Source organism: Enterobacter sp. DVT3837 (genome assembly GCF_056238685.1).
Map to the genome: position 1 here is coordinate 658,104 of NZ_JBWDLA010000001.1, position 16,844 is coordinate 674,947.

14 protein-coding genes are annotated in these 16,844 nt (G+C 53.8%); 6 read left to right on the forward strand and 8 right to left on the reverse strand.

Features of this window, described 5'->3' with window-relative positions; translation table 11 throughout:
* Position 1: 1 nt before the first annotated feature.
* The 4 genes from AC0XWG_RS03260 to AC0XWG_RS03275 form a co-directional block, all read right to left on the reverse strand.
* Complete coding sequence (locus AC0XWG_RS03260; protein WP_108089582.1) at positions 2-1,249, reverse strand: polysaccharide deacetylase family protein; 1,248 nt, start codon at positions 1,247-1,249, stop codon at positions 2-4.
* A 64-nt stretch (positions 1,250-1,313) separates the two neighbouring features.
* Entirely contained in the window at positions 1,314-1,754 is a 441-nt protein-coding gene (locus AC0XWG_RS03265; RefSeq protein WP_336214258.1) for a PTS sugar transporter subunit IIA, read from the reverse strand.
* 105 nt (positions 1,755-1,859) lie between these two features.
* Positions 1,860-2,630, reverse strand: coding sequence for an ABC transporter permease (locus tag AC0XWG_RS03270; protein ID WP_028016718.1), 771 nt, complete (start codon positions 2,628-2,630; stop codon positions 1,860-1,862).
* The gene (locus AC0XWG_RS03275) at positions 2,627-3,553 is read right to left on the reverse strand and encodes an ABC transporter ATP-binding protein (protein ID WP_028016717.1); all 927 of its coding nucleotides are present in this window, start codon (positions 3,551-3,553) and stop codon (positions 2,627-2,629) included. The genes AC0XWG_RS03270 and AC0XWG_RS03275 overlap by 4 nt, the downstream gene beginning before the upstream one ends.
* Positions 3,554-3,660: 107 nt before the next feature.
* Between AC0XWG_RS03275 and can the strand changes: the two genes are divergently transcribed.
* A complete protein-coding gene (gene can, locus AC0XWG_RS03280; RefSeq protein ID WP_028016716.1) occupies positions 3,661-4,323 on the forward strand; it encodes a carbonate dehydratase in 663 nt (220 codons plus the stop codon).
* A gap of 61 nt (positions 4,324-4,384) precedes the next feature.
* Here the strand turns inward: can and hpt are convergent, their stop codons facing one another.
* Entirely contained in the window at positions 4,385-4,921 is a 537-nt protein-coding gene (gene hpt, locus AC0XWG_RS03285) for a hypoxanthine phosphoribosyltransferase (RefSeq protein ID WP_008501948.1), read from the reverse strand.
* 206 nt (positions 4,922-5,127) lie between these two features.
* Here hpt and AC0XWG_RS03290 point away from each other — a divergent pair, with 206 nt between their 5' ends.
* A complete protein-coding gene (locus AC0XWG_RS03290; protein WP_108089580.1) occupies positions 5,128-7,518 on the forward strand; it encodes a glucose/quinate/shikimate family membrane-bound PQQ-dependent dehydrogenase in 2,391 nt (796 codons plus the stop codon).
* Positions 7,519-7,654: 136 nt separating this feature from the next.
* Here AC0XWG_RS03290 and cueO read toward each other — a convergent pair whose 3' ends face one another.
* Positions 7,655-9,223, reverse strand: a complete 1,569-nt coding sequence (gene cueO / locus AC0XWG_RS03295) for a multicopper oxidase CueO (RefSeq protein WP_257246805.1) — start codon at positions 9,221-9,223, stop codon at positions 7,655-7,657.
* A gap of 145 nt (positions 9,224-9,368) precedes the next feature.
* Here cueO and AC0XWG_RS03300 point away from each other — a divergent pair, with 145 nt between their 5' ends.
* The 3 genes from AC0XWG_RS03300 (at position 9,369) to speD (ending at position 11,495) form a co-directional block, all read left to right on the forward strand.
* A complete protein-coding gene (locus AC0XWG_RS03300) occupies positions 9,369-9,716 on the forward strand; it encodes a YacC family pilotin-like protein (protein WP_028016713.1) in 348 nt (115 codons plus the stop codon).
* Positions 9,717-9,830: 114 nt separating this feature from the next.
* Positions 9,831-10,700 carry a polyamine aminopropyltransferase gene (gene speE, locus AC0XWG_RS03305; RefSeq protein WP_475680376.1) on the forward strand — a complete coding sequence of 290 codons (870 nt, stop codon included), beginning with the start codon at positions 9,831-9,833 and terminating at the stop codon, positions 10,698-10,700.
* Positions 10,701-11,495 carry an adenosylmethionine decarboxylase gene (gene speD / locus AC0XWG_RS03310; RefSeq protein WP_028016711.1) on the forward strand — a complete coding sequence of 265 codons (795 nt, stop codon included), beginning with the start codon at positions 10,701-10,703 and terminating at the stop codon, positions 11,493-11,495. It begins immediately after the preceding gene.
* A 31-nt stretch (positions 11,496-11,526) separates the two neighbouring features.
* On the opposite strand, the gene yacL is transcribed toward speD, so the two are convergent.
* Both yacL and acnB read right to left on the reverse strand, forming a co-directional pair.
* On the reverse strand, positions 11,527-11,889 hold the full coding sequence (gene yacL / locus AC0XWG_RS03315; protein ID WP_028016710.1) for a protein YacL: 363 nt from the start codon (positions 11,887-11,889) through the stop codon (positions 11,527-11,529).
* Positions 11,890-12,079: 190 nt separating this feature from the next.
* Positions 12,080-14,677 carry a bifunctional aconitate hydratase 2/2-methylisocitrate dehydratase gene (gene acnB, locus AC0XWG_RS03320; RefSeq protein WP_208593960.1) on the reverse strand — a complete coding sequence of 866 codons (2,598 nt, stop codon included), beginning with the start codon at positions 14,675-14,677 and terminating at the stop codon, positions 12,080-12,082.
* Positions 14,678-15,280: 603 nt separating this feature from the next.
* Here acnB and AC0XWG_RS03325 point away from each other — a divergent pair.
* The gene (locus AC0XWG_RS03325; RefSeq protein ID WP_128348262.1) at positions 15,281-16,840 is read left to right on the forward strand and encodes a DUF3300 domain-containing protein; all 1,560 of its coding nucleotides are present in this window, start codon (positions 15,281-15,283) and stop codon (positions 16,838-16,840) included.
* Positions 16,841-16,844 lie beyond the last annotated feature (4 nt).

Here is a 16,844-nt window from a genome sequence, read left to right on the forward strand (position 1 = left end):
ATTATCCCTGCGGCTGATTACTGATCAGCCGCGACATCGTCTCCAGCGAATCCGTTCTTAAGATGTACAGGCGTTTCAGTAAGAACGGATTATCTCCCGGTTTCACCTTTCCCCTTACCGTCGTCACTGCCAGGTGGAACCCTGCATCGTTCGCCGCTTTTATCGCTTTCTCGTCGTAGCCACCAAACGGATATGAGAGGTAAAGCACGTGCGGGTTAAACTGCGCCAGGTCCCGTCGTGAGCGCTTAAAATCAAACAAAATATTGTGGTAGCTGCGGCTCAGTAAAATGGGCTGATGGTTGACGTCAACGCGGTGCAGAAAATGCGTGTGAGACTGATAGTCGAACACGTCATGCATCTGCTCCAGCTCCGACACGCTCATAAACTGCAGGAATTTTGGTGCCCATTTTTGCGGATGCCGCTTGATGCGTGAGGAAATAATAAACGCCGTCGCCTTAAAACCATACTCTTTCAGAATTGGGTAAGCGTAACGATTCACGGACTTCAGTCCGTCATCGAAGGTGATCACTACCGCCTTCGCAGGCAGGTTCATCTTATTCCGCACGTACCCTTCCAGCTGGTACATGGTCAGGGTGGTGTAGCCCTGGTCGCGAAGCCAGGTCATCTGGTTGTTAAAGGCCCGCACGCTGGTGGTTGTGGAGGTATGACGAAAACGAGTGTTCTCTTCATCACGCAAAATATGGTGGTAGGTAATAACAGGAATACCGTTGTCTTCCTGCGCATCCAGGCTGCTGACCCATGCCAGACGGTTGCCGATGCGGATCTGGAACCAGGTCTGGTTCAGACGGTCCTTAAGCTTGTTCAGTATAGGGTAGCGAAGATTGGCGCTTAACGTCCCGAACGGTGCGCTACCGCTGGAGGGTGCGTTATAGATCGGCGTGTCTTTCCAGGTAATGAGGTTCTGATTGCTCAGCGGTTTATTCAGATCGCCAAGGCTGTCCTCAACGCGCTGTTTCCCCTGAACCGGTTCAAGGTGCCCCTTGTCGATAAAACCCGTGCCAAAACCGAAGCGAAATTCGTAGTAATCCGCCGCCGCAGGTACGACGGCCAGGATTTGCCCCGCGCGCACATTGCCAACATTAATGACGCTGTTCCCCACCTGCGCCCAGATAGCCGCATCTTCGGTGGTTTGCATATATTGAGCAGGCAGGCTTTGCTGACTGAGTAAACTGGCAGAAGAAATGCCAGACACGAACATCAATAACAGGAAAACAATACGCGTGAACATGAGGGTCTTATTCGAAGCGGAAATACTTATGCCATTGTAGCAAAAGCGACATCAATACCAACGTTTAATTCTTATACAGGTCATGAAGCAGGACGAAAGGAGGATTTTTTTGCTGCTGATGCCACAAGCTGCTGACTTCCGGTGCGCCCTGCACAACAATAGCGTCACGGAATCCGGCACTGGTTAACGTTTCACGCTGCGGATACATCATTTTCAGTAATGGAAGGCTGATGCCCGAGATCACCTCACAGCAATCATGCTTATGGCTCAGCAATGCGGCTGCGCGGTAAGGCGCCGCGCCCGATTTATCGGTCAAAAAAATCACGCCATCACCGGTGTCGGTTTCATGCAGGGCATCGCACATCATGCGGCTGAGCATGTTGGTGCTCAATCCACGCCAGTAATTTACCGCCCGGCATTGCACCAGTGGGCCAAATCTGGCTTCAAGCTTATCCAGCATATTCTGCGCCTGCTCATCATGGCAGGTAATCACCCATCCCAGCATAAACCTCTCCTTAGCAGGCAAGTAGTTTAGCGGAGTGAAGGTTCGCTTTCGGTGATAACTGTCAAAGAAAAATACCCGGCAACCAGAATGTCGCCGGGCAGACGGTTAGCTGCGCAGACCGCGCCCGCGCTGGATCAGATACCAGCACAGCAGATAGAAGAAGAGGATAAACACCACCAGCACCGCCACCGTGGTAAACAGCGGCACATCGGTAATGCCAAGGAAGCCAAAGCGGAAGCCGCTGATCATGTACACAATCGGGTTCAGGTGCGACAGTGCCTGCCAGAACGGAGGCAGCAGCGTGAGGGAGTAGAACACCCCACCCAGATAAGTCAGTGGCGTCAGCACAAAGGTCGGGATCAGGCTGATGTCGTCGAATGTTTTGGCGAAGACTGCGTTCAGCAGGCCAGCCAGCGAGAAGAGGATTGCCGTCAGCAATAACGTCAGCGCGACAAACAGCCAGGAATGCACCTGGAACGGCACAAAGAACAGCGAGATCGCCGTGACCAGAATCCCCACACAGAGGCCACGCGCCACGCCACCACCGACATAACCGGCGATAATGACGTGCGTTGGCACAGGCGCGACCAGCAGCTCTTCAATATTACGCTGGAACTTGGCGCTAAAGAATGACGACGCCACGTTGGCATAGGCGTTGGTGATCACCGCCATCATGATCAGACCCGGCACGATAAACTGCATATAGGTAAAACCGTGCATCTCACCAATCCGGGAGCCAATCAGGTTGCCGAAGATGATGAAATAGAGCGTCATGGTGATCACCGGCGGCACCAGGGTTTGCACCCAGATGCGCATAAAGCGGTTAATCTCTTTCGCCCAAATACTTTTCAGCGCGACCCAGTAAAGATGCGTCATGCCTTGTCTCCTTGTTTATCCTGCACCAGAGAGACAAACAGCTCTTCCAGTCGGTTCGCTTTGTTACGCATACTTAAGACCTGAACACCCTGTGCGCTTAGCTGAGAGAACACGCTGTTAATCCCCTGCTCACGCAGCACTTCCACTTCCAGCGTCGAGGTATCCACCAGACGATACTGATACCCTTCCAGTTTTGGCAGCGGGCTTTTCGCCGCCAGGTCGAGGATAAAGGTTTCTGATTTCAGCTTGGAGAGCAGGTCTTTCATCGAGGTGTTTTCCACCAGCTCGCCATTCTGAATGATACCGATGTTGCGGCAGAGCATTTCGGCTTCTTCGAGGTAATGGGTTGTCAGAATAATGGTGGTGCCTTTGTCGTTAAGATCTTTCAGGAACCCCCACATTGAGCGGCGAAGTTCGATGTCCACACCAGCGGTGGGCTCATCGAGGATCAGCAGTTTTGGTTCATGCATCAGCGCACGCGCAATCATCAAACGGCGCTTCATCCCACCGGATAACATCCGCGCACGTTCGTTACGCTTTTCCCACAAATCGAGCTGTTTTAGATACTTTTCGCTGCGCTCAAGCGCCTCTTTGCGCTCAACGCCGTAGTAACCTGCCTGGTTCACTACAATCTGTTGTACGGTTTCAAAGGGGTTAAAGTTGAACTCCTGCGGAACCAGCCCCAGCTGGCGCTTGGCGTTCACCACGTCTTTTTGCAGGTCATAACCAAAGACGCTGACCCGACCGGACGTTTTATTAACCAGCGAGCTGATAATACCGATCGTGGTGGATTTCCCCGCGCCGTTCGGTCCCAGAAGCGCGTAAAAATCACCGGCCTCTACTTTTAGATCTATCCCGCGTAGCGCCTGAACGCCACCTGGATAGGTTTTTTTAAGCTGCTCAAGCTCCAGTGCAATAGCCATGAATTTAACTTACCTTCAGTTCTTACACACGTTGTGTGGTTTCATTAAAAGTCGGGTTACCCTATAGTAGCGCAACGCAATAACTCGGTTACAGGTCGCTAACCTCCATGAACAACATAGATACACTCATCAGCAACAATGCACTATGGTCAAAAATGCTGGTGGAGGAAGACCCCGGATTTTTTGGAAAACTGGCGCAAGCCCAGAACCCACGCTTTCTGTGGATTGGGTGTTCCGACAGCCGCGTCCCGGCCGAACGCCTGACCGGCCTCGAGCCCGGTGAACTGTTTGTTCACCGTAATGTCGCCAACCTGGTGATCCATACCGACCTCAACTGTCTTTCTGTGGTTCAGTATGCCGTTGACGTTCTGGAAGTCGAGCACATCATTATTTGCGGTCACTATGGCTGCGGCGGCGTACAGGCGGCGGTTGAAAACACGGAACTGGGGCTCATTGATAACTGGCTGCTGCACATCCGCGATATCTGGTTCAAACATAGCTCACTGCTCGGCGAAATGCCGCAAGAGCGTCGCATGGACACCCTTTGCGAACTCAACGTGATGGAGCAGGTCTATAACCTGGGCCACTCAACGATTATGCAATCGGCGTGGAAGCGCGGGCAGAAGGTCTCTGTCCACGGCTGGGCGTACGGTATTCACGATGGCCTGCTGCGCAATCTGGAAGTGACTGCAACAAACCGCGAAACGCTGGAACAGCGTTACCGTTCGGGAATTGCCAACCTTCAGCTTAAGCATGTAAACCATAAATAAAGCCGGGAATTTTCTCCCTCTCCCACAGGGAGAGGGCCGTGGTGAGGGCATCAGCCCACCATTACTCGTCCAGCAATACCACTTTCCCCACATACGGCAGATGACGATAGCGCTGCGCGTAGTCAATGCCGTAACCGACGACGAATTCGTCAGGAATCGAGAAACCCACGAACTCCACCGGAACCTGTACTTCACGGCGGTCAGGCTTATCCAGCAATGTGCAGATAGCCAGGGATTTCGGTTCACGCAGGCTCAGGATCTCGCGCACTTTAGACAGCGTGTTGCCGGAGTCGATGATGTCCTCAACGATCAACACATCTTTGCCACGAATATCTTCATCCAGATCTTTCAGGATTTTCACATCACGGGTTGTGGACATGCCGCTGCCATAGCTGGAGGCGGTCATAAAATCGACCTCATGTGGCACATGCACTTCACGGCACAGGTCTGCCATGAACATGAAAGAGCCACGCAACAGACCGACCAGCACCATTTCGCTGCCGCTGTCCTTGTAATGTTCGGTGATTTGACGACCCAGTTCGGCGATACGCGCTTTGATCTCGGCTTCCGGGATCATCACTTCAACAGTATGTTTCATATTACTAACCATATGATTTTAATGAAAATCTCTCAATGCGGATGAATTAATCTCCGGCATCGATACGCAAGCCAGCCATTATATCAGCAAATGGATAACCCTGGCGTATGAGTTGTAAAAAGCAAATATTGTGATTCCGATCACATTTGTTAATGCCTATAATTAATTGCTAGCAAATAATTAACAAAACTGACGAGTACTTTTCTATGGCTGAAACAAAATCTCAACAGCCGCGTCTACTGGTGACATTAACAGCGGCCTTCGCAGCTTTCTGCGCGCTGTATTTGTTAATCGGTGGCGTCTGGCTGGTCGCGCTTGGCGGCTCCTGGTACTACCCAATTGCAGGTTTGGTTATGGTTGGTGTAACCATCCTGCTATTGCGTAGAAAACAATCCGCGCTGTGGCTGTATGCTGCATTACTCCTCGCCACCATGATCTGGGGCGTCTGGGAAGTCGGGTTCGACTTCTGGGCACTGACGCCACGTAGCGACATCCTCGTGTTCTTTGGTATCTGGCTGATCCTGCCCTTCGTCTGGCGTCGCCTGATTGTGCCTTCCAGTGGTGCCGTTGCAGCGCTGGTGGTAGCCCTGTTAATCAGCGGTGGCATCCTGACCTGGGCCGGTTTTAACGACCCGCAGGAGATCAACGGTACGCTAAACGCGGAATCCACGCCTGCTGCGGCTATCTCGCAGGTGGCGGACGGTGACTGGCCTGCGTATGGTCGTAATCAGGAAGGTCAACGCTACTCCCCGCTGAAGCAGATCAACGCGGATAACGTTAAAAACCTGAAAGAAGCCTGGGTATTCCGTACTGGCGATCTGAAGATGCCAAACGATCCGGGCGAACTGACCAACGAAGTGACGCCAATTAAAGTGGGCGATATGCTTTATCTGTGTACGGCGCACCAGCGTCTGTTCGCGCTTGATGCGGCCACGGGTAAAGAGAAATGGCACTTCGACCCACAGCTCAATTCCAACCCGTCGTTCCAGCATGTCACCTGCCGTGGCGTCTCTTACCACGAAGCGCGTGCCGATAATGCCAGCCCGGAAGTCATTGCCGACTGTCCTCGCCGCATTATGCTGCCGGTGAACGATGGCCGCCTGTTCGCCATCAACGCCGAAACGGGCAAGCTGTGCGAAACCTTTGCCAACAAAGGTATCCTTAATCTGCAGACCAATATGCCGGACACCACGCCGGGTCTGTATGAGCCAACCTCTCCACCGATCATCACCGATAAAACCATCGTGATTGCTGGTTCGGTAACGGATAACTTCTCCACGCGTGAAACCTCCGGCGTCATCCGTGGTTTCGACGTGAACACCGGTAAACTGCTGTGGGCCTTCGACCCGGGCGCGAAAGATCCCAATGCGATCCCGTCAGATGAACACACCTTTACCTTTAACTCGCCAAACTCCTGGGCGCCAGCGGCGTATGACGCGAAGCTGGACCTGGTCTACCTGCCAATGGGTGTAACCACACCCGATATCTGGGGTGGTAACCGCACGCCGGAGCAGGAACGCTACGCGAGCGCTATCGTGGCGCTGAATGCGACCACCGGTAAGCTGGCCTGGAGCTACCAGACCGTTCACCACGATCTGTGGGATATGGACATGCCATCCCAGCCGACACTGGCGGACATTACCGTTAACGGTAAAACCGTTCCGGTGATTTACGCTCCGGCGAAAACCGGCAACATCTTCGTACTGGATCGCAGCAACGGTAAACTGGTTGTGCCTGCGCCAGAAAAACCAGTGCCGCAGGGTGCGGCAAAAGGCGATTACGTCAGCAAGACGCAGCCATTCTCTGACCTGAGCTTCCGTCCGAAGAAAGATCTGAGCGGTGCAGACATGTGGGGTGCCACCATGTTTGACCAGCTGGTGTGCCGCGTGATGTTCCACCAGTTGCGCTACGAAGGTATCTTCACCCCGCCTTCTGAGCAGGGCACGCTGGTCTTCCCGGGTAACCTGGGGATGTTCGAATGGGGCGGGATCTCCGTTGACCCGAACCGTCAGGTGGCGATTGCCAACCCGATGGCGCTGCCGTTCGTTTCCCGTCTGATCCCACGTGGCCCAGGTAACCCAATGGAGCCACCGAAAGACGCGAAAGGCACAGGGACCGAATCCGGCATTCAGCCGCAGTATGGCGTGCCGTTTGGCGTGACGCTGAACCCGTTCCTGTCTCCGTTTGGTCTGCCGTGTAAACAGCCTGCCTGGGGTTATATCTCCGGTCTGGACCTGAAAACTAACCAGATTGTGTGGAAAAAACGTATTGGTACGCCACAGGACAGCATGCCGTTCCCGATGCCAGTTCCGGTGCCGTTCAATATGGGTATGCCGATGCTGGGTGGCCCAATCTCCACCGCCGGTAACGTCCTGTTCATCGCGGCGACCGCAGATAACTACCTGCGCGCGTACAACATGACCAACGGCGAGAAACTGTGGCAAGGCCGTCTGCCAGCCGGTGGGCAGGCAACGCCGATGACCTATGAAGTGAATGGCAAGCAGTACGTTGTCATCTCTGCGGGTGGTCACGGTTCGTTTGGCACGAAGATGGGCGACTATATTGTCGCGTATGCACTGCCTGATGAAAGTAAGTAACTAAAAAGGCCCGGTGGCGGCTACGCCTTACCCGGCCTACGGTAATATGCAAAACGGCAACTTCGGTTGCCGTTTTTGTGTTTATTCCCTCTCCCGTTGGGAGAGGGTCAGGGTGAGGGCATCAGGCCGCACTAATCTAAACGGTGAACCCCAACATCATCCCCGTATCTTCATGCTCCAGCAGATGACAGTGCGCCATATAGGCAAACTCTTTCGGCGCGGCATGGTCAAATTTCACCAGCACCTCGCTGACCCCTCCTTCAACCCTGACGGTATCTTTCCAGCCCGCGCGATGCACATCAGGCGCTTTGCCGTTCTCTGAAAGAATGCGGAACTGGGTACCGTGGATATGGAACGGATGCAGCATCATGTCGCCTTCGCCAGAAATCACCCAACGCTCAAACTGCCCTTTTGTGGCAGCAAACATTGGCGTGTTCATGTCGAACGCCTGGCCGTTGATCATGTTGGCGTTGTGGAAGTCAAAACCATGGTCACCATGATTCATGTTGCCCATGCCGCCCATTTTGCCGTGGTCCATATTCATATGCCCCATCATCTGCCCGTGGTGCATCCCCGCCATCGCCCGATCGCCATATTTCGCCATCAGCGCCTGCATACCCATCATATCGAGCATCGGGTTCATGGAAAGCTGCAGCTTGCGTTGGGTTAAACCTTCAAGGGAAGGTAACGCCGGGAGCGACGTCAGCGTATCCTGCAGCGTGCCCGATGCTGTAACCTGCAGTGGCTGGATCCGCAACACCGGGTGCGGCTTGTCAAAGGGCGCAAGCGCCATACCCATCTGGCTGACCGGCAACGTGACCAGGTCAAACACTTTGCCGTCGCTGATATCCACCAGCACTTCAAAACGTTCCCCCATCAGCATTGGGAGCTCGCTCACTTTCACCGGTTCAGGTAGCAATCCGCCGTCGCTGGCGACCACGTACAGAGGACGATTATCACTGGTAGCAAAGTTCAGGGAGCGTGCATTGCACCCGTTAAGCAGACGTAAACGCAGCCAGCCCTTCGGCGCGGCGTGCTGCGGATAAATGGCGCCGTTGGTCAGCAGAGTATCACCAAACCAGCCTACCGCCGCGGTCATCACATCCAGTTGATAATCAATCTGACCGTCTGCGGTGAATTTTTTGTCCTGGACAATCACCGGTACATCGTCGATCCCCCACTGTTTAGGCAGACGCAGCAGGCGGCTTTCGTCATCTTCAATCAGCACCAGGCCCGCCAACCCCATTGCCACCTGATGGCCCGTTTTGCCGTGCTGATGGGGGTGGAACCAGCAGGTCGCGGCGCGCTGGTCAGGAGTAAAGGTAACGCTGCGCGTACCGCCCGCTTTAATAATCCCTTGCGGACCGCCGTCGACCTCGCCCGGCACCTCCAGCCCGTGCCAGTGCAGCGTCGTCTCTTCTGCCAGCGTGTTGTGAATATCAACGGTGACGGCTTTCCCTTTACGTAGCTGAAGCGCTGGACCAAGCAGATTGCCGTTATAACCCCACGTAGTAGCGTTGTGTCCACCGAAGGCCGTTTTACCGGACTGAACAACAAGCTGGATACGACTACGAGCGTCAGCAGTCAGTAAGTCCGGGATGGGTAAGGCAGGTCTGTCAGCCGCGAAAACCGTGCGGCTCCACAGTGGTAATGCGCTGGCAACCCCCAGCGCAACGGAATATTTTAAAAAATCACGACGTTGCATGTTCATTTCCTTATTTCCAGCCGGCGATCTTTTGAGCATAAACCCTCCCCTTACCGGAAGGTCAAGTAAAGCAGTAATAATAAAGATCGTCGCACTGGCACCAAGTATGCTAACGTTATTTTTCCGTGAAGAAGTGGTAGAAGCAATGAAGACGTTTTTCAGGACAATTTTGTTCACCAGCCTGATGGCAATGTGTGCGAACAGCTATGCGCTAAGTGAAAATGAAGCGGAAGATATGGCCGATCTGACGGCGGTTTTTGTATTCCTGAAAAATGATTGTGGCTACCAGAATTTACCCAACGGGCAAATTCGCCGCGCGCTGGTCTTTTTTGCTCAGCAGAACCAATGGGACCTCAGCAATTACGACAGCTTCGACATGAAATCTCTTGGTGAAGACAGCTACCGTGACCTGAGCGGTATTGGTATCCCTACTGCCAAAAAATGCAAAGCGCTGGCTCGCGATTCACTCAGCCTGCTCGCCTACGTGAAATAAGCTTCCCGACTCCCTTGTTGAGCCTGTAGCCGTGCAACCACGGTGAGAGTTAGCTATCATGTTTCGCTCACTTTTTGTGAATGTAACGGATGTTAACAAAGGAGGAGTCTGCGTATGGCCGACCACACGTTGTGGCATGAAACACTGCATGACCAGTTTGGTCAGTACTTTGCCGTTGATAACGTGCTCTATCATGAGAAAACCGATCACCAGGATCTGATCATCTTCGAGAATGCCGCCTTTGGCCGCGTCATGGCGCTGGACGGCGTCGTGCAAACGACCGAGCGAGATGAGTTTATCTATCATGAAATGATGACCCACGTCCCGCTGCTGGCGCACGGGCATGCGAAGCATGTCCTGATTATCGGCGGTGGCGACGGGGCTATGCTGCGTGAAGTTTCCCGCCATCGCTCTATTGAAACCATCACCATGGTGGAGATCGATGCGGGCGTGGTCTCTTTCTGCCGTCAGTACCTGCCCAACCACAATGCTGGTAGCTATGACGATCCGCGTTTTAATCTGGTGATTGACGACGGGGTTAACTTCGTTAATCAGACCACGCAGACCTTTGATGTCATTATCTCGGACTGTACCGACCCCATCGGCCCAGGCGGGTCGCTGTTTACTTCCTCCTTCTACGAAGGCTGCAAGCGCTGCCTGAATCCTGGTGGGATCTTTGTCGCGCAAAATGGCGTCTGCTTCCTGCAGCAGGATGAAGCTCTCGATAGCCATCGCAAACTGAGCACCTACTTTGGCGACGTCAGCTTCTACCAGGCCGCCATTCCGACCTACTACGGCGGGATCATGACCTTTGCCTGGGCGACGGATAACGACGTGCTGCGCCATCTCTCCACCGAAATTATCCAGGCCCGTTTCCATCAGGCTGGTCTTCAGTGCCGATATTACAATCCTGCTGTTCATACCGCAGCGTTTGCGCTGCCACAGTATCTTCAGGACGCCTTATCCACTAAGGGGGTGAGCTAATTGAAAAAGCTTAAACTACATGGCTTTAACAACCTGACCAAAAGCCTGAGTTTTTGTATTTACGATATCTGCTATGCCAAAACAGCGGAAGAACGCGATGGTTACATCGCCTATATCGATGAACTCTACAACGCCAACCGTCTGACCGAGATCCTGTCAGAAACCTGCTCGATTATCGGGGCAAACATCCTGAATATCGCCAGACAGGATTATGAACCTCAGGGTGCCAGCGTAACCATTCTGGTGAGCGAAGAACCCGTCGATCCTAAGCTTATCGACAAAACCGAACATCCGGGCCCGCTGCCGGAAGTGGTTGTTGCTCACCTTGATAAAAGCCATATCTGCGTTCATACCTATCCGGAGAGCCATCCGGAAGGTGGGCTGTGTACGTTCCGCGCCGATATAGAAGTGTCGACCTGCGGCGTGATCTCCCCGCTGAACGCGCTGAACTATTTAATCCACCAGTTGGAATCCGACATCGTCACCATTGATTACCGCGTGCGCGGTTTCACCCGTGATATCAACGGCATGAAGCACTTCATTGACCACGAGATCAACTCGATTCAGAACTTTATGTCTGAGGATATGAAGGCGCTGTACGACATGATGGACGTGAACGTATATCAGGAGAACATCTTCCATACCAAGATGTTACTGAAGGAATTCGACCTTAAGCACTACATGTTCCACACGAAGCCGGAAGATCTGAGCGAAGAAGAGCGTAAGGCCATCACTGACCTGCTCTGGAAAGAGATGCGCGAAATCTACTACGGCCGCAATATTCCGGCCGTGTAAGTGTTGCCCGGAGCAAGGATGCTTCGGGAAATTATCTCTGTTTCATAAACTCGCGGTATGCATTCACCACCTTCAGGAAGTCTTCAACGCCGCACAGCGACAGACTTTCTTCATCGTAGTAGCTCATCCCCTCTTCCATCTCGTCACCCGAGAATTCAAGCTGGTTGGCTCGCACCATCACCTCTTCACCGTCCATCCACAGCGTGTATTCGTGTCCGGCACGTTGCCAGGAGCGTTCACTGCCTTTCACCGTATTCGCCGCCTGTTCAACTTCATCAAGAAGTGCGAGATTCTCTTTCACCTCTTCGTTAAACCAGTGTCCAACGGCTTCGTGGCCCATCGACATACGCACTTTCACCACTCCGGTGATGTCGCGCAGAAATTCGTAATCCATAGTATTTTCCTCTGCAAAGCCATTAGGGTAATTATCGCAGCAGAGAGGAAGAAAAAAAGCGTGGGAGGTGGGAGGAATGAAAATAAAAAGGTGAGAGCGAGACCCTGCGGCCTGATGCCCTCACCCCGTCCCTCTCCCACGGGAGAGGGTGCAAACACTAAAAACCGTCTCGTGGAGACGGTTTTGCTGTTTATACTGCCGTCTGGAAGATAACGCCGTCAGCTTTCTCAGTGTACTGAGACAACTGATCGAAGTTCAGATAGCGATAGGTATCCACCGCCGTCTTATCAACCTGAGCGACAAAGGTCTGGTACTCTTCCGGCGTTGGCAGTTTGCCAATAAGCGCCGCAACCGCCGCCAGTTCCGCAGAGGCCAGATAGACGTTCGCACCAGTACCTAAACGGTTAGGGAAGTTACGGGTAGAGGTAGACACTACCGTCGCACCGTCAGCTACGCGCGCCTGGTTACCCATACACAGGGAACAGCCAGGGATTTCAATACGCGCCCCGCTCTTACCAAATACGCTGTAGTAGCCCTCTTCCGTCAGCTGAGCCGCGTCCATACGGGTTGGCGGTGCCACCCACAGACGGGTTGGCAACTGGCCTTTATGGGTATCCAGCAGTTTACCTGCCGCGCGGAAGTGACCGATGTTGGTCATACAAGAACCGATGAACACTTCATCGATCTTCTCGCCCTGAACATCAGAGAGCAGACGCGCATCGTCCGGATCGTTCGGTGCACACAGAATTGGCTCTTTGATATCCGCCAGATCGATGTCGATCACTGCCGCGTAGTCTGCGTCAGCATCAGCTTCCAGCAGCTGCGGATCGGCCAGCCATTTTTCCATGCCCTGGATACGACGCTCCAGCGTACGACGGTCGCCGTAGCCTTCTGCAATCATCCACTTCAGCAGCACGATGTTAGAGTTCAGATACTCAATAATCGGCTCTTTGTTCAGCTTGATGGTACAGCCCGCAGCAGAACGTTCAGCGGAGGCATCGGTCAGTTCGAACGCCTGCTCAACTTTCAGATCTGGCAGACCTTCAATTTCCAGGATACGACCAGAGAAGATGTTTTTCTTCCCTTTCTTCTCAACGGTCAGCAGGCCCTGTTTAATCGCATACAGCGGGATCGCGTGAACCAGGTCACGCAGGGTGATACCCGGCTGCATTTTGCCTTTGAAGCGCACCAGAACAGATTCCGGCATATCCAGCGGCATCACGCCAGTTGCCGCAGCAAACGCCACCAGACCAGAACCCGCCGGGAAGGAGATACCAATCGGGAAACGGGTATGAGAGTCACCGCCGGTACCCACGGTATCTGGCAGCAGCATACGGTTCAGCCAGGAGTGGATAACACCATCACCCGGACGCAGGGAAACCCCGCCACGGTTCATGATGAAGTCAGGCAGCGTGTGGTGTGTCGTCACATCAACCGGCTTCGGATACGCCGCAGTGTGGCAGAAGGACTGCATCACCAGATCGGAAGAGAAGCCCAGGCACGCCAGGTCTTTCAGTTCGTCACGGGTCATTGGGCCAGTGGTATCCTGGGAGCCCACAGAGGTCATCTTCGGCTCGCAGTATGCACCAGGACGGATACCGGCGACGCCGCATGCACGACCAACCATTTTCTGCGCCAGTGAGTAACCGCGATTGCTTTCCGCAACGTCTTTCGCGTGACGGAATACATCGCTGTGTGGCAGACCCAGCGCTTCACGCGCTTTGGTTGTCAGGCCACGGCCAATAATCAGAGGAATACGGCCACCTGCACGCACTTCGTCGATCAGCACATCGGTTTTCAGCTCGAAGCTTGCCAGCAGTTCGTTGGTTTCGTGGTTACGTACTTCGCCTTTGAACGGATAAACGTCAATCACGTCGCCCATGTTCAGGTTAGAAACATCCACTTCGATCGGCAGTGCGCCCGCATCTTCCATGGTGTTGAAGAAGATTGGAGCAATTTTTCCGCCGAGGCACAGACCGCCACCGCGCTTATTCGGCACGTGTGGAATGTCGTCGCCCATGAACCACAGCACGGAGTTGGTTGCAGACTTACGGGAAGAACCGGTACCCACAACGTCACCCACGTAGGCCAGCGGGAAACCTTTTTTCTGCAGAGCTTCGATCTGTTTGATCGGGCCGACGCTGCCTGGCTGATCCGGCTCAATGCCTTCGCGGGCGTTTTTCAACATCGCCAGGGCATGCAGAGGAATATCAGGACGAGACCACGCATCCGGCGCCGGAGAGAGGTCATCGGTGTTGGTTTCGCCGGTCACTTTAAAGACGGTAACGGTAATTTTTTCAGCCAGAGCAGGACGGTTCAGGAACCATTCGGCATCAGCCCAGGATTGCATCACCTGCTTCGCATAGACATTGCCCGCTTTCGCTTTTTCTTCCACATCGTAGAAGTTATCGAACATCAGCAGCGTTGAGGAGAGCGCTTTAGCGGCAATCGGAGCCAGCTTGTCGTTATCCAGCGCGTCAATCAGCGGATGAATGTTGTAGCCGCCCTGCATAGTGCCGAGCAGTTCAATGGCTTTTTCAGGAGTAACCAGTGGGGAGGTGGCTTCGCCTTTGGCGATAGCAGCAAGGAATCCGGCTTTTACGTAGGCAGCTTCATCTACGCCAGGCGGTACGCGGTTGATCAACAGATCTAACAGGAATTCTTCTTCGCCCTTAGGCGGGTTCTTCAGCAGCTCGACGAGCGCGGCCATTTGGGTTGCATCTAAAGGTTTGGGTACAATTCCCTCGGCGGCACGTTCTGCTACGTGCTTACGGTATTCTTCTAGCACGACGGTTCTCCTCGCTCTCATTGTCATATGCGGCGGGCGTTCTCTTCACGCTCCTGTGAGACAGCAGTTTGTAGGGTAAATGCCCGATACCGCGTCGGGCAGCATAGCAGGATTTCTGCACAGTGTTAATCCGTTTACAAAAAAGCAACATTAAAAAATTTGCTGAATCGTTAAGCATGGTGTAGCAGGGAGAGGAGATGATTTGAAGGTACAAAAAAACCGCCTCACAGCGGTTTTTTTGTTGCCTTGCGATGGTAGCACACCGGGCAGGAAGATTTGCGGCAATCCCAACTTGCCTGGTTCTGCCTTTCCCGGTGGAGAATGAACCCGCGTAGCCTTTACAGGAACGCACGCAATGAAGATGCGAATCACTGCGCTGATCGTTGTGATTGGTTTACTGCTGGCCGCTCACAAGAGCGGCCTTCTGAAATCCCAGCGATTTTTCCAGCATCACATATAATTGTGTAATAAATGCTCACACTCTTTATCCGGATACCCCGGATGGTTTCCCAAGAAAAGTCAAAACAGTAAAAGACGGGTGAATAATACTCACGCCAACCGTAACGCCTCACGGCACAGCGCTTGTCTCGTTGGAGTCATTTTATGAAGTTGTCTTTTAAGCCACATCTGCTTGTTCTTCTTTGCAGTACCGGGCTGCTTGCTGCCTCTGGCGTCATGTTCGTCAAAAGCCGTGCAACGGAGCCTGTAGCCCCGGCTCCCGTCGTACAGCAACCCGTTGCACCGGTAGCCCCCCCTGCTCCCCAATCGGCTCCTGCCGCGACACCAACATACTCTGCCGCGCAAATCGATCAGTGGGTTGCCCCTATCGCGCTCTACCCGGACGCGTTGCTGTCGCAAATTTTGATGGCATCAACCTACCCGGCCAACGTCATCCAGGCTGCACAGTGGTCGAAAGACAACCCTAAAATGGAAGGTGATGCCGCTATTCAGGCCGTTGCCAGCCAACCCTGGGATCCCAGCGTAAAATCGCTGGTCGCCTTTCCTCAGTTGATGTCACTGATGGGAGAGAACCCACCGTGGGTACAAAATCTGGGCGATGCGTTCCTCGCGCAACCCAAAGATGTGATGGATTCCGTTCAACGCCTGCGCGTGCTGGCTCAGAAGACCGGAGCCTTACAGTCGACACCTCAACAAACGGTCACCACGGTGACAAAAGCGGCGCCGTCTAAAACGAGCACCAGCGAGTCAACCACGACAAACACAACGTCCGCACCGGCTCCAACGGTGATCAAAATTGAATCTGCCGATCCACAAGTCGTGTACGTTCCCACCTACAACCCTAATACGGTTTACGGAACCTGGCCAAACACCGCTTATCCCCCCACCTATCTCCCGCCTTCACCCGGGGAGCAGTTTGGCAACAGCTTCGTTAACGGTTTAGGCTTCAGCCTGGGCGTCGCGACAACCTATGCCATCTTCAGCAGCATCGACTGGGATGATGACGATGACTGGGATCATCACCATGACGACTGGGATAATCACGGCGGCTATAACCGCAACGGTGATAACAACATCAATATCAACGTTGAGAACTTCAATAAAATCAGCGGGCAGCGCCTGACGGATGCCAACCGCACCTGGCAGCACAACCCGGCTTATCGGGAAGGCGTACCCTATCCGACGAGCCAGCTCAACAACCGCTTCCACTCCACCAACGCGGCCGCAGGGTTAAGTTCAACGCAGCAAAAACCGGTTAATCGCGATAGCCAGCGTCAGGCCGCCCTCAGCCAGATGGAGAAATCAACGGGTAAAACCTTCCCTCAAACGGCACGTCCGGGAACCAAAGATGTCCAGCGCAAGGCCTCAAATGAGCAACTGAAGCAGATTTCCCAGCGCAACAACTACCGTGGCTATGACACCAAACCGCAGACGACAAAGCGGACGACTACACAGCAGCGTGATAATCGTCAGACCACAGCGCAAAGAAATGAAAAACGGGTTTCGCAACCTGCGCAGCAACGCACAACCCAGCAGCGAATCAGTCAGCCCCGGGCTAATGCTCTGAGTGGCAACGACAGCCGCTCCGCCAACTGGCAGGCACAGCAGCAGCGAGGGGCGCAAAGCCGACAGATCGCTCGTCAACAACAACCGCACCAGGCAGCTGGCGGACGCGCTGAACGCCGTGAAATTCGACATCGTTAAGGGA

Coding starts and splice junctions, on each gene's coding strand:
- AC0XWG_RS03300 (WP_028016713.1), top strand. CDS start 9,369: ATGAAGACGTTTTTCAGGACAATTTTGTTCACCAGCCTGATGGCAATG.
- AC0XWG_RS03265 (WP_336214258.1), bottom strand. CDS start 1,754: ATGCTGGGATGGGTGATTACCTGCCATGATGAGCAGGCGCAGAATATG.
- AC0XWG_RS03270 (WP_028016718.1), bottom strand. CDS start 2,630: ATGACGCATCTTTACTGGGTCGCGCTGAAAAGTATTTGGGCGAAAGAG.
- speE (WP_475680376.1), top strand. CDS start 9,831: ATGGCCGACCACACGTTGTGGCATGAAACACTGCATGACCAGTTTGGT.
- can (WP_028016716.1), top strand. CDS start 3,661: ATGAACAACATAGATACACTCATCAGCAACAATGCACTATGGTCAAAA.
- hpt (WP_008501948.1), bottom strand. CDS start 4,921: ATGAAACATACTGTTGAAGTGATGATCCCGGAAGCCGAGATCAAAGCG.
- AC0XWG_RS03275 (WP_028016717.1), bottom strand. CDS start 3,553: ATGGCTATTGCACTGGAGCTTGAGCAGCTTAAAAAAACCTATCCAGGT.
- yacL (WP_028016710.1), bottom strand. CDS start 11,889: ATGGATTACGAATTTCTGCGCGACATCACCGGAGTGGTGAAAGTGCGT.
- AC0XWG_RS03290 (WP_108089580.1), top strand. CDS start 5,128: ATGGCTGAAACAAAATCTCAACAGCCGCGTCTACTGGTGACATTAACA.
- AC0XWG_RS03260 (WP_108089582.1), bottom strand. CDS start 1,249: ATGTTCACGCGTATTGTTTTCCTGTTATTGATGTTCGTGTCTGGCATT.
- AC0XWG_RS03325 (WP_128348262.1), top strand. CDS start 15,281: ATGAAGTTGTCTTTTAAGCCACATCTGCTTGTTCTTCTTTGCAGTACC.
- cueO (WP_257246805.1), bottom strand. CDS start 9,223: ATGCAACGTCGTGATTTTTTAAAATATTCCGTTGCGCTGGGGGTTGCC.